Below are 12,828 nucleotides of genomic sequence, written 5' to 3'. Positions count from 1 at the left end.
CTAAACTTGGTTTCTTCCGCAGATCATACCGCTTCTGGATCATTCCAATGGAGGAGACCCATATGTCTGCGAATGAAGACAACATACGTCAACCCGGCTTAGTGCTGGCGCTTGTGCCAATCGTGCTGACCCTGTGTGTGCTTGGGCTGCAGCTATTCTATTTCGGCGATTTTACCCCGCACATCCCTTTGGCCTTCGGGATCGCGATCACCGGCATCGTTGGCCTTATGTTGGGTCACAAATGGCCCAGCATCGAAGAAGGCGTGTTCCACGTCATTAATATATCCCTGCCGTCGGTCTCGATACTGATCACGGTAGGTATGATCATTGGCGTGTGGATCGCAAGCGGCACCGTCCCGACGCTGATCTATTACGGCCTCAAGATATTGTCGCCCGAGCTTTTCCTTGCCGCAGGAATGATCCTTTGCTCCATTGTCTCTGTTTCATTGGGCACATCGTGGGGAACAACCGGTACAGTTGGTTTGGCGCTGATGGGGATTGGTGCCGGGTTTGGTATTCCAATGTATTGGACGGCGGGGGCGGTGGTCTCTGGCGCGTTCTTCGGCGACAAGATCTCGCCTTTGTCGGACACAACTAACCTTGCCCCTGCCGTGACGGGGACCAATCTTTTCGATCACATTCGGAACATGCTTCCGACCACAGTTCCTTCGATGCTGATCGCGCTGGTGATTTACTTTGTCGTCGGTTTCACACTGATCGACACGTCGCAGGTTTCGTTTGATCGTATTCACGCGATCACAACCGCGCTGGACGACGCATTTTGGATTTCACCGATCATGCTGTTTCCGGCGGTTCTGGTCATCGTTCTGGCGGTTATGAAGCAACCTCCGATCCCGTCGCTGTTTGCGGGGGCTGTTGCGGGCGGTGTTATGGCAATCTTTTGTCAGGGGGCCGGGCTTCATGAAACGTTCACTTTTGCCAACAGCGGCTATTCAATCGATACCGGGGTTCCGGAGATAGACCCTTTGCTAAACCGCGGGGGCATTCAGTCGATGATGTGGACCATCTCACTGGTGCTGCTTGCCCTGGGTTTCGGCGGAGCGCTTGAACGCGTGGGTTGCCTTCAGGCTATCATCAAAGTCGTCATATCGAAGGTGAAGTCGTTCGCCGGCATACAGATTTCCGCTATCATGACGTCTGTCGCCACCAATACCGTTGCAGGCGATCCATACTTGTCCATCGCACTGCCGGGCCGAATGTATGCGCCTGTCTATCGCGCGATGGGCTATTCCCCGCTGAACCTGTCCCGCGCCGTCGAGGAGGGCGGAACGCTGGTGTCCCCTCTGATCCCATGGAATGCGGGTGGCGCCTTTGTCATCACGGCACTGGGCCTGGGGATCGCGGACGGGAACTTTGAGAACCTGCTGTACATCCCGCTCGCATTTGCTTGCTGGCTGTCACCGGTCATCGGTATCATCTATGCCATGACCGGGCTCTTCTCACCAAAGGCGAGCGAAGGTGAGATCCGCTCGTGGGAGGAAAGCGGTGAGCCTGTTGCCCAGATGAGCGCCTGACCGTACCGCACCAACACCGCAACAGGTGTTGGTGCACTTCATCCGCCTTGGTCGATACTGGGAGGAGAGACAATGAACCCGAGAAACTTTGTTCCAAAAGGTGCGGCCAGCTATCGCATAGACCATGAAGGGTCGGCCAAAGAAATCTACTTCTTGCTATTGCCGAAACTGACCATGCTGGCCTTTAGTGCTGCGGTAGAGCCACTGAGGATCGCCAATCAGGTCACCAACAAAGAGCTTTATAAGTGGTTTCTGATCACCGAATACGGGACACCGGTTTCCTGTTCCAACGGGATTGAAATTACGCCGGACTTTGCATTGCTCAATCTTCCGCGATCCTCGCGGTTGTTTGTTTGCTCAGGCATTGAACCAGCCGAAAGTACGAACCCCAAAGTCCTGTCTTGGATCAGTAGACAGAGAACCTTTGGCTGCAATCTGGGTGGAATTTGCACCGGCGCTTTTGCCCTGGCTAAGGCCGGGGTTCTACCGGGAAAAAGGTTTACGTTGCATTGGGAAAACCACCCGGCTTTCATTGAAAGTTTTGTCGATTTGGAGCCATCGGCAAACCTGTACGAGATTGACAACGAGCTTATGACATGTGGTGGTGGAAATGCCGCAACCGACATGATGCTGGACATGATTGAATCCGATTTCGGAAACGATCTGGCGGTCATCGTATCAGACATGTGCATCCACTTTCGATCCAACAATAGCAAAACGCTTCAGAAATCGGCCTTCTCGGTGGCCTTGGGCAGCCGCAATCAATACCTGATCAATGCTATGCAGATCATGCATGAAAACCTGGAAGAGCCGCTGGATATCTTTGAAATTGCGGAAGCTGTGCAGATATCGCGTCGTCAGCTGGAACGTCTTTTTCAAAAGTATGTCGAAATCTCGCCCGTCCAGTTCTATATCGAACTGCGCGTCGCGAGGGCATACGCACTGCTCAGCGAAACCGAGATGTCGGTCGCCGAAATTGCGGCAGCCACTGGCTTTAGCAGCGCTACTCAGCTGACCGTACGATTCAAGAAACGCTACGGCGAGGCGCCAACTTCTTTCCGGAGAGGATGGTCTGAAAGACGCGATTAAATTGCATCTGACCAGTATCGGAAGTCAAAAATTTTGAATTTTTGATTTAGGTTATGTGCAGTTAGGGTCGGGCATCATAACCAATAAATGACGAGAGCCGCGAGCGCGATTATATAGCGCCTTGTGCGACCCGTATTCCTTGGCGCATCGCACCAGCGCAACCCATTGCTATTGATGGAGATAATCGTACTCTGAACACGTCGATCATCTACACGTGGCTTGCCATGAGACTTAGGAAAGAAGGGCTCAAGGCACGCCATCTGCTCGTCGCTCAGCCAGAAAAGGTCAGGCATGGTAACCGCTTGTTTTCGGCAACGTGAATCACGCTGAAACCAAAAATCAATGTGTCCTGAGCCCAACCACGGTCCGCTTTCCGGCTCTCGGTTCGCGAGACGTTAAGGCTCCCAAGGCCTACGCTTATCGGCGTATCATCTGCGAAATCAACCGCCGATACGATCCGGATTTTGACTGCACAGGCAAATTGATCGAAAGTGGCGGAACAATTTGGTCGAAAGTGATCATGTCGCGATGAAGCGCCTACTTAGGTACCGTCAGAGCATTCGAGCCTTGCGAACCGTGAGGGCAACACTGAGTGGGATAGAGACGATCCGGACCAACAAGCGCGGTCACATTTGACACAAATAGACCGGTGTTCGAGGAGAGACCGGCTTCATCTCAAACTGTTCGAGCGCGTATAGTCCGGCCGCATGCGCTGCACTTGACCCAGCTTCAACCAATTAACGCAACAGTCCTCTTATCGCAGGTATCCGATCCGACCGGGACCCCTGTATACGTCGCCAAACCGTGCGATTAGTCGCAGGCAGAAAAATTTGGGCCTAACAGACCTCGGGCACCTTCGTCAGAGGTGATGCGCGCAGAATGCGTTCGTAGCCAAGATGCGCGCCTAGCGGATCCTTGTGCGGTACCTCGCCGGGCAGGGTCTCGACAACGAGACAGCTGAGCGGTGCATCGGGGCCAAGCGTTATGTCGGCCAGAAGACTCGTGATCTCTGCGGCCGACCAGCTTGTCTGGCCGGCGGGCTCGGTTGTGGCGGTAAATCCAAAGCTTCTGTCATCGAAGGGCTGGCGCGGGCGGCGCGGAGCTGCAAGCTGGCGACGACCCAGAAGCACGTTGCGCCGGTCTTCGTCATCAGCTTGCACCGCTTGTACGTAAAGCAGCACCCAAAGGTCGGTGCGTGGCACCACAGGTTGCACGGAGCGACCATTCTTGACCGGGTCGGCGAATTCGGCGCTGACAGTCAACCGCTGGGTCGAGCGGGTGACGCCGCAGGTAAGCGGAGGAGGCGCGTGCTGGATACCTGCGACTTGCAGGGGCCGCCCGTATCTGCCTTGCGCAGTACTCCACATCTCGGCGTGACCGACGCGGAATTCGTAAAGGAAGAAACCGAAGAGTTCGGGCGCTTCGGGCGGCAGCCCTTGGGGCAGCGGTAGCATAAAGTGCCGAGGGCTGTTCGTGGGCAAAAGCTTCTGCATCGCGCCCAGTCCGCTGCGGTCATCGGCTTGCTCGGGGATGATCGTGCGGATCAGTTCAAGGTCGATGGGCAGGGGCGTGTTACCCAGCGTCGGGTCGCCGGTAAGATCGCCGGTGAGTACTGGGTCCGGACTGGTGGCGAGCATGCGCGCGAACAGGCTATCATTCGGATCGTCGGGCGGGCGGTCGAACTCGAGCCAGACCAGCCGGGTTCGTTCCTCGGAGTGGGAATACGCTGGGTCGCGCAAGTAGGGTGATAATGCGATGCCAGCCGAGACAATTTTGGGCACCTGGCGCGGAGGCCGGGCGACGGGCAAGGTCAGATCGACCTCTTCGGCACCGTCCTCTTGTGCGGGGTCAACTTTGTATTCGGGGATGGCGGTGTATTTTAACTGCAAAGGACGCGGGAAGCTGCCGTCCGCGGGCTCGGGGTCGATCGCATCGAGGAAGATCAGCGTCGTTTCTCCATTGGCGGCTGCGCGGGCGACTTCGTGCGGGGCGGACTGCCGCCAGCTCACGCGGCCCACTTGGTTGCCGTCACGCTCGATGCGCAACCCACTTAGCCCATCCCATGTCCAGTCCCTTTCGATGTTGACAACGACCGCGACGATCCACTGGCTGGTCACTTCGGATTTGGTTGCGAAGCGGACTGAACCGCCGTCGGGACCGATAACTGCGTTCAGACTTGAGTGCAGCCCGAATAGGCATCGCTGTCCCGGGCGAGCGCGCAGGCTTGCGCCCACATGATCGAGGTCGAGCGCGGAGGCAAGCCGCGCGATCGGGTTCTCGGCCCCCTGACCAGTACGACCTCCGGCACGGTTGGCTCTGACAAGCGCCCGGCTTCCCGGTTCTGTAGGTTGCAGATAGAAACCCTCGGCCACCCATCCGCGTGGCAGGCTAATGAGGCCACGTTCGTCCTGGGCCGGGCTGCGTAGGTAGCGCCGCGCAGTTTCGCCGCGGCGCACGTCATCGGCACCGAAGTAGTTGGGTTTGTCCGAGCAGATAGGGGTTAGGTTCAGCCGCACATTGCGCGAAGTCGGAATAGTGATCGCGCCGTCTGTGGGGATTGCCATGGTCCCGATGTCGGCGGTGTCAACGTATTCGAGATCTAGCAGGGCCTGACCATCGGCATCGAAGGCGCGCTCTATAGTGTAGAGCTGTTCGTAGACCGGCTCATCGTCTTCCGGGTTCACGTCTGGACGCAGCACTTCAACCGAGATCTCGAGGATGTCCACATCTAGGTCCGGAAGGCCAGGTGCGCGCTGCTCGGCGGCGGCCTGGGGCATATCTGCCTCAAGCTCGGCCTCGGTTCCGCCGGCCACGAGGCACGCGGGGTAGTGCAGTCGGGGTTTGGTAACTGTGAGCGAGGCTGGAGGGTCGGTGGGATCGGCTGCCGAAGGCAGGGCGGGCGTCGTACGCAGTCCAGCGGGCCGGACGTAGCGCTTCATCGTTGCGGTGTAGACAGGCTGTGCACCAGGGTTCAGGGCCTCGGTTTCGATGCCGGGGCCGCCGCCGGAAAGATCGCAAAGTCGAATGCGCAGATCGTATGTGGTGCCATAGCGCAGCGGGATATCGGGGGGCACTCCTATGACAGGTTCAGGTTCATCGTCGCCGCCCATCAGCCGGTCGGCGAAGCGGTCGACCCCCACAAGCGGCCGGCCGTTCCAGGCGGCGAAATAGGAGGGAAGCCACATGTTGGCGGTGGGATCGCCGAGGATCTTGTTCGGTCCGACCTCGACGGGGAAGTTGGCCTGAACACTACCAAGGTCATTGCCGCCGAGAACAAGAGCGGTTTCCCCCATCGTCAGGGGAACCCAGTCGGAACTGCCGGTTTCCCGGGCGTCGATGCGATAGCCGCGTACGCCCATCGGCGCATCCAACGGCGCAGCACCGGGGCTAATCTGACGGTTGAACCAGGTGACTAGCTGCGAGTCGTCGCAGCCGACAAGCAGGCCGCGTTCTGTCGCGGGACGCTCCGCTTCGTCCTCACCGTCCTCGTCGAAGGGGTCGGCCCAGGCCGGTTGCGCGCCATAGACCTCTTTGGCGAAGCCGTCGTCATAACGTACGGCCTCGGCGAAGATATCGTCGTAGCCCGGGATGGGTGCTGCTGTGACGGGGAACTGCACAGCCGTGAACAGCGGGCGTGGCCCCGATAGCGGGGACAGCCGCGCGGCGTAGAGACGCAGCGCTCCGGGAATGCCGGCAAGCGACTGCCACGGACCGCCAGGGGCAAGATCGACATAGACCCAGCCCCCTTGTGAGACGACGTCTGCAGGAAGAGGGATGTCGATTGTGCGAATGAGACCTACCGCTTCGGCAAGTAAAGGCTGGCGAAGTACGCCGGCCAGAACCTGGCCCCACGACAACGGTGGGGCCGTGTCGGCGATGGACGTGCCTGCGGGCGGAACGGCCTTGAGCGCGCAGCGATACGTGTCATCGGTCAGAAGGAAGGGATTGGCACCTTGGCCATAGCCTGTGGCCTCGCGATAGGGCGGTGGCGCGTACTTCATGATCCGGATCGAGGCGGTGCGTGGGTCGGTAGGCGTGACGGAATTGTCGATGGGGAGCTCGGACGCCAGTGATTGAAACAGCGTTTCGGCCTGAGGCATTGCGGGCAACGTGATCGCAGTCTCGCCGGTGGCGACGCTGGCCGGTGACGGCAGCACCGTCGGGTCCGCGATGGTGCGAACAACAACGTCGAAATCCGTTGTCGCATAGGGTGACAGACCCGGTGCGGGGGCCGAGGTCGGATCGGTCTGGGGGGTCACCATCAGACGTAGCGAGAGATTTGCGCCATCCCAATTCTGGAGGAACGGCAGCAGCACAAGGCGGGACGCGGCAGTCATGGGGCGATCCTCCCCTTTTGGTTATTACAGCACATCTGGAGCATCCTCTTTGCCGAGGGGGCCGCGCGTGATTTCAACCATCTTTGCGTCCCAGGAGGCGGAAAAGCTCAGGACCAGAAAGACCGAGATGTCGATCGATACGGTAACTTTCGAGACGAAGAACACGGTCTCGTTGCCGGTGCCCGGTTGCGCGAGTAGTCGGGCCCCCATTGCCTCGAACCGGATGGCGACGGATATGATTGGTTTGATGGCTGCCTCGGCCTGCAGCAGAATCCCTCCGCCCCAACCCATTACGGTTTCACCGATAATGGCGATGAAGGTGAACCCAACCATACCCTTAAGCTTGAGGAAGTCGCCCGGTCCGACCTTTTTCATGTAGGCAATCCCAAAGCCGATAGTGACCACGAAGGTCGTGCCGTCCTTCACAGACATGATGAGTGAGAACTTGATGATCGCAACGGCGTATAGGCCGGGAACCGCCTTGATCGCGAACATCGGTTTGCCGCCCAGCGAGAACTTCGCTTTGGTCTTTTCCTTCGCCAAGGTAACCAGAACTTCTACGCCGGTGTCCGCAAAGATGATGTCTCCCGGCAGCGGTGAGGGCGGGATCTGAAGATCGGCGCCGCTACTGGTTTTGAAGGGAACTTTCATTCCGAACGTGAATTTCCATTTATTCTCCATCCGGACATCCGGTTCGCCGGAGATACCCAGTTCCTGCAGGATTGTCAGAAGGTCCTGCACGATCTGTACGGGTCCGCCCATTCGGAGTTCGGGCGCTTCGAAACGGGTGTCGGGGTCACCAAGGGCGCTGACCTGCGCAACCGTGGTGATCACATCGCCCATATCAGTATGCGCCATGATGCGGGTGGCGTTGGTTAGGCGGAACTCCCACGGAGTTGGCTGACTGGTGTCGACTTCGTATGTGACCTCTGAGTTGGTGTAATCAACGTCGCTTTGCACACTTCCGGCAGACGCGGTCGTGCGTCGCCCGATCCCCGCATTGAAAGTGCCGGGACCGTCAAGGCGGAAGCTGCCGCCATCAGCCACCAATGCGAAGTTGGCACTCGGGAAGGGGATGCAGTCGGACTGCTCGGGGAACATGGACAACGAGTCGGCGAGGACGAAAGGATCGGCGATGATCGGGCGTTCGGTCGAGACGATGCGATTGGGTTCGGTCGGCTCGATCCGGGGTCGGCGAAAGAAGGCACGCTGCATCCCCATGGAGTGCAGGATGCCGTAATCCTTGGCCGGGTTGACGGCGAAGAGATCCTCGGGGTCGGCAAAGCGGTAAGGTTCTCCTGTCGGCAGGCCAGCTGCGCCGCGCCGGATCAGCGGCAAGCCTTCATCCTCAGGCACCGGCGAAGGGGCGCCGCTGGCGTCGAGCGTCTCGAGCACAGACCATTCGCCGCCGGGAAAGACGAGGCTGCCCCATGCAGTCATCGCGAACTCGGTTCCCGCGACAGCAATGCCGACGCGGTTCATACGCATCTTCTGCTCTCCGCCTGCGACGGCACAAACCGCTTCGACAGGGCCGCACATCGGCCCGACCTGATTGATCAGGTCGGTGTAGGTGGCGACGTCGAAGGCCGGCGGGTCGGCGGTAATGCGCACGTAGCCCAGGTGCTGTTTGACCGGTACAGGAGCGTCGGCGCCATCCATGACCAGATCGCCTTGGAAGTAGACGGCCATGAAATCCTGCCCATTGGCGGTGACGATCTGGCCGGTCTCAGCGATCTCGGTGACATTTGTGATCCGGCTTACGACGCCGGGATGAGTGATCAGGCCGAGACCTGGGAAGTCATACAGGCCATCGCCGCCCGCAACCCAGCCGGTGTCGCTGCGACCGACAATGGCGTCTGCCTTACGCTGAAGCGTGATCGTGCGCACAACAGGCACGCCGTAGGGAACCAGAACCGATTTGACGGTGACGACTTCCCGCGCGGTGCGTCCGACGGGCACGTCCAGTTCGACCTTCTCGACCTGAGTTGTGGCGTTCAGTGGGTTGTTCCACTTGCTGAAGATGCTTTCGCCATAGCCCGAAAGGTCGAGCCGCGTGACGGGGACGAGCGCAGTGCTGGGTGAACCAGCACCAAGGCTAGAGTTGAATATGCTCGTCGCGCTGGTTCCCAGGATACTGACTGGCGCACCGGGTACATCCGCAGGCACGGCAACGGGAAGTTGCACCGTATGGCCGGGCATGGCGGGGGTCTGGCGACCTGCGAGCGTGCGGTCCCGCGCGCGCAGCGAAAGCTGGTGGGCGCCTTGCATGTCATCAGGGGCCTCCGGGCGGGTTTCCTGCACCCGAACACCGCGTTCGGTATCGGTCGGCGCCGTCATTCGAGCGGAGGCGATCATTCCAAAGGGGAGGGTGACTCGCGCCCGGCTAGACGGGTGGGTGTCGCCGCGGAGCCGGTCGAGGATCGTGTCATAGGCGGGCACCGGTGCGAATGGTACGCGGTCCCCGTCGGGCAGGTCGATGACCGCGGGGACGCCGGAATTGAGAAACACCACACGTTCGGGAAAGGCGATAGCGTCCGCAGGCTCCGGCGGAACGACGACCGCGGGTTCCCATTGAACCGCAGGAAGGGTCAGCAGCACCATCCAATTGGGATCCACCTCGAAAGCCAGGTCCTCAATGGCGACGACCTGGTTGACTGCAGTCGTCGGCGCAGTGCTGGAAACTCCGATAGGATCGCGCGGGCCACGTGGTGGGCGCAGCGCGACACCAAACTGGCCCGCGCCACTGGAGACATCGAGAAGGGTGATCTTAGGGACAAATTCGAAGTCTAGCGCATCGCCAAGCGCTTTCCCCCAACTCGGATCAGCGGCGGCCGCGGCGGTGTTGGGACGCGCGGCGAAGGAGATGTCGGTGACCGAGGCAACAGCCGCAACGGAGTTCGACAGTAGGTTCATGGATGCGCCGGTGTCGCCATCGTTGGGGGCCGCTACAGGCGCTGGGCCCGGGAGGAAAAAGTCCAGTGTCCGGCTGCCTGGCTGGACGGCGAACCGGCTGATCAGAAGCTGAGCGCCCCGTTTCTCGGACGTGTCGCGGATACCGACGTTGGCGGCATAAGGGTCAGGCAATGTCGGTACGATCCCCTCCAGTCTGTAGCCTGCCCAAAGGGCACCGGAGTTTATGCGCTCGCCATCGAAAAAGCCGTATAGAAGGGCGTTGATCGGGTCGTTGGTGCGCAGGAGACCATTCTTTATCTGAAAGCACCGTCGCCGGTCCCCGCGATTTCGACCATAGATTGCGAGCGCGCCGATATCCCCAATCTGAGCGATGATGACGACCGCATCCAGTAAGCGCAGCGGCACACGATCGCCTGCGACATCGCGCGGAAGGTCCGGGCGCAGGCTGACATCGGCCACATACTGGACGGCCTCCTGCCCGCCAGTCTGGGCGAAGTAACGCACCGAACCTTGGGTCGCGCGCCCAATTTCAGCGCGTGACTCAGGTGTCACGTCGCCAATTTCGATCAGTGTGCGGCGACCATCCTGTTCGGCTTGCAGGGCGGTGAGTGCAAGTCGCTCCTGATCGACCATCAAAGTGGTTAGCCCAAGCTGTCCGGGCGCAATTTCAGAAGATATTTGAGCCGAAAGTCCAGGGTCGATCCGGAGCATCAATGCGCCGACTCCCGCCGCCTCGCCCAAAAGCGCGGGGACGATGCGCGCGGCCGGCAGTGCAAGGCCACCGCCGGTGATCGGGGCGTCGCCCGCGATCGCAAAATCCTTGGCATCAGAGGCGGTGACCGTGAACTCCGTTTCGGTCGGGGTCATTGGCACCAACAGTCGGTTGAATTCCGGCAGGTACAGTGCTGCGGATTGCGCTGGCGTTAATTCCACCTCTTCACCGAAGGCACCAATGGTGGCGTCTGCCGTCGCTTCAATCCGATTGCCGCCAGAGCCAATGACGATCTGCAGGGCTTCTGGTGGATCGAAGATCGAGGCGCGCGCGTCCGTGCCGGCGTGGTCCAATGGGACGCCCGAAGTGCCCCGCGCGGGCGGATCCAGCAAGATATCGAGCTTGCAGGTGACAGTGGTCGGGACGACGACCTCGTCGCCATTGACCGCAATCGGCGAAGAAAAAGACAGCGAGCCGCCTTTGATCCGGATGCCAGTGTAGGTGTCGCCAGCCACAGTCGCAAATTGGTTCGTTGCCATCCAAAAGCTGCCGCCCGCGAGGTCGTGATCGACTTGTGCGGCGGAATGGAACACTGAGGCAAACTGGACGTGCGGGACGCTTAGGAACGGGACACCGCCGGGGGCACGGACAAATCGGACCTGGCGGACGATCCGGAATATATGGATCCAAATGTCACGACCGAAAGCATCACGTGCTGGCCCGATGACCGCTTCGGCCGCTAAGCCACTGGTCCAGGCCGGAAGAGCGTCATTCAGTTGCGTACTGAAGATCGGAACCCGGCGCACCGCCACCACGCGGTCGGAGCCGGAGCGCAGTACTCTCTCCGCGCCGTCGATCCGGTCCCAAGAAAGCCCGTGCTCTGCAAGACTTGCAAGCGTATCGCGATCCTGGGCGCTATCGACGTAAAGTGTTCGAAGGGCCGCAGCCGCTTCCTCAGCTTCGGTTACGCTGATTTCCGCCGGAGCAGCCCCTGAAAGCGCCGCAGCGAAGGCTTCGCTCGACCCTGCCAGCGCTGCACGCCGCACGTCCAGGGCATTGGAATCGGGAACGGTATCTGGTGTGTTGGGCCGCTCGTCCTGGTTTCGCAAGAATTCTACGGCAAAGTTGTAAAGTGTTGAATCGGCTGACATATGACCTCCAAGAACAAGTGGAGAAATGCGACGATAAACTAATACTGGTTGAAGAATTGAGGTTAATAGACCGGCGTTCTTGATGATAAATCCTAACATATTTTGCGATTCGATACGAACTTGCGACAACGGTTTTTTCCGGTCGTCGCCTTTCCGCTTGGTTCACCGTTCCGCTTTTTTCGGGTGCGAACAATCTCGCGGGGGCTCCGAAATCCGGCCCTCACATCGTGGCGATGAACGGTATCCGCGACCGCCACGTGGCAGATCAACAGGAACAGTCGTCTTCGGCGTCTGATCTACAAATCAGCGCCAATTTTGCCAAATCGAGGTCAGGATCAAAGAAATCGGTTTAGATGCTGGATGAAGGACGCGCTGCGAAAATGGATGAGTTCATTCGCTGGAGGCAGAACTATGTGTCGCCGGCATTTCCATCTGTGGACAGCTCCCTAGTCATTCCCTCACACCCTGCTTAAGCAGGAACTGGTTCTTGAAATTTTGCAGCCCCGGCATAACGTCGGCCTTGGCAATATCGTCACTCGCGTGGATTTCATGTTCAAGAAATTCCTTTAGTGCGTCACCGTCGTCGCTGACGAGTTCGATAATCAGGTCATAACGGCCCGCGACCCACAGGATGAAAACTACCCTCGGGTTCTTTTCAAGCCGCTCCGCCACCTGGCGTGGGGTCACACCAACAGCCACATTCAACCCGATCATCGCGTCGGTTGTGTACTCCGTGGCCACAGGATCGGACATCGCGACGATCCGCAACATGTTATTGTCTCGCAGACCGCTCACCCTGTTGCGGATGGTTCCTTCGGACACGTTCAACTGCTGCGCAATCTCAGAAAAGGCCATCCGGCCATCTTGCTGCAGTAGCCGGATGATCTGTTGGTTCAAGTCATCCTTTGGGGACCTAATGCTCTGTGCGGTGGCGCGCATGTTTGATTGCTTTTTGACTGCCATATACCCGATGCTCGATTGCTGCATTCGTAGCTGAGACTAGGTGAGGACATCGAAATCCGCAATTCTCCCCTGTGAATTCTGTGGCGGGAAGTGCAGAAAACGACATCCATTGCCCTCGACACCGTAGA

General features: G+C 59.3%; 5 protein-coding genes and 2 pseudogenes. 3 read left to right on the top strand and 4 right to left on the bottom strand.

All coding sequences use genetic code 11. The annotated features are described in order from the left end of the window. The first annotated feature begins 62 nt into the window (after positions 1–62). Complete coding sequence (gene nhaC, locus AC2FJC_RS20360) at positions 63–1,535, top strand: Na+/H+ antiporter NhaC (RefSeq protein WP_496741157.1); 1,473 nt, start codon at positions 63–65, stop codon at positions 1,533–1,535. Positions 1,536–1,607: 72 nt separating this feature from the next. After that, positions 1,608–2,624 carry a GlxA family transcriptional regulator gene (locus AC2FJC_RS20355; protein ID WP_496741156.1) on the top strand — a complete coding sequence of 339 codons (1,017 nt, stop codon included), beginning with the start codon at positions 1,608–1,610 and terminating at the stop codon, positions 2,622–2,624. A 105-nt stretch (positions 2,625–2,729) separates the two neighbouring features. Here AC2FJC_RS20355 and AC2FJC_RS20350 read toward each other — a convergent pair. Then, a pseudogene (locus AC2FJC_RS20350) lies at positions 2,730–2,917 on the bottom strand (transposase); the annotation flags it as partial. A gap of 113 nt (positions 2,918–3,030) precedes the next feature. On the opposite strand from AC2FJC_RS20350, the pseudogene AC2FJC_RS20345 reads away from it, so the two are divergent. Then, a pseudogene (locus tag AC2FJC_RS20345) lies at positions 3,031–3,257 on the top strand (DDE-type integrase/transposase/recombinase); the annotation flags it as partial. Between the two features lie 203 nt (positions 3,258–3,460). On the opposite strand, the gene AC2FJC_RS20340 reads toward AC2FJC_RS20345, so the two are convergent. The 3 genes from AC2FJC_RS20340 to AC2FJC_RS20330 form a co-directional block, all read right to left on the bottom strand. Next, a complete protein-coding gene (locus tag AC2FJC_RS20340; protein ID WP_496741154.1) occupies positions 3,461–6,961 on the bottom strand; it encodes a hypothetical protein in 3,501 nt (1,166 codons plus the stop codon). 24 nt (positions 6,962–6,985) lie between these two features. After that, positions 6,986–11,737 carry a hypothetical protein gene (locus tag AC2FJC_RS20335; protein WP_496741152.1) on the bottom strand — a complete coding sequence of 1,584 codons (4,752 nt, stop codon included), beginning with the start codon at positions 11,735–11,737 and terminating at the stop codon, positions 6,986–6,988. A 450-nt stretch (positions 11,738–12,187) separates the two neighbouring features. Further along, positions 12,188–12,634 carry an Lrp/AsnC family transcriptional regulator gene (locus tag AC2FJC_RS20330; protein ID WP_496741150.1) on the bottom strand — a complete coding sequence of 149 codons (447 nt, stop codon included), beginning with the start codon at positions 12,632–12,634 and terminating at the stop codon, positions 12,188–12,190. Between the last annotated feature and the right edge of the window lie 194 nt (positions 12,635–12,828).

This window comes from Ruegeria sp. CDSB117 (assembly GCF_059611005.1).
Note: the sequence above shows the minus strand (reverse complement) of the source record. Positions and strands in the feature narration are given on the sequence as shown.